The 588-nt window shown below is 32.1% G+C and carries 1 protein-coding gene; it reads right to left on the bottom strand.

What is annotated here, in order from left to right; all coding sequences use genetic code 11:
- Positions 1–112: 112 nt before the first annotated feature.
- A complete protein-coding gene (locus G5B42_RS10795; RefSeq protein WP_331274112.1) occupies positions 113–490 on the bottom strand; it encodes a spore germination protein in 378 nt (125 codons plus the stop codon).
- Between the last annotated feature and the right edge of the window lie 98 nt (positions 491–588).

Below are 588 nucleotides of genomic sequence, written 5' to 3'. Positions count from 1 at the left end.
ACCGTAGAGGTTTCTTGGAGTATCTCCAGTACTATTTTGCTTTTGAATTCCGCTGAGTATTGATTTCTCTTTTTCATGCTTCCATTATAACTTACTTTTTTATTTTTGTGTCTCACACTATGGGAGCATTATAACTCCCAGTGGGGATAATTTCTGTGATAAGCTTTTCGTTTTTAATTATTCTTCGAAGTAAGGTTATATTTGTTCTTAAGTTTTCTGTAAATCCTTCTTGCGAGCCTTTTACTACCTGTTCTGTGATAGGCCTGTCAATGTTTCTTTTTTCAAAACCCCTAGTTTCCATTATTAGTGCTTCTGAACATTTATCAATGAACAAGACCGTCAGGCCATTTAGAATTTGAGCTTTGATTTTATTAAAATCGCTAGTCTTTGTAAGCTGTGTAATGGATAATACATTATCCATAATATAATCGATTAGACTTCTATTAGATGAATCTTTAAAATTATCCGGGTTCATTAATTGCGGAAGGATAAATTGAATTTCACTTCCTTATTACTCCAGTTGAAAGCAAAACTTTTCATATTGTCTAGTATTTATTATTGAGTACTATAGTTGAGTCCATATAATGG

The organism is Capillibacterium thermochitinicola, from assembly GCF_013664685.1.
GTDB classification, from domain to species: Bacteria; Bacillota; UBA4882; order UBA10575; family UBA10575; genus Capillibacterium; species Capillibacterium thermochitinicola.
Note: the sequence above shows the minus strand (reverse complement) of the source record. Positions and strands in the feature narration are given on the sequence as shown.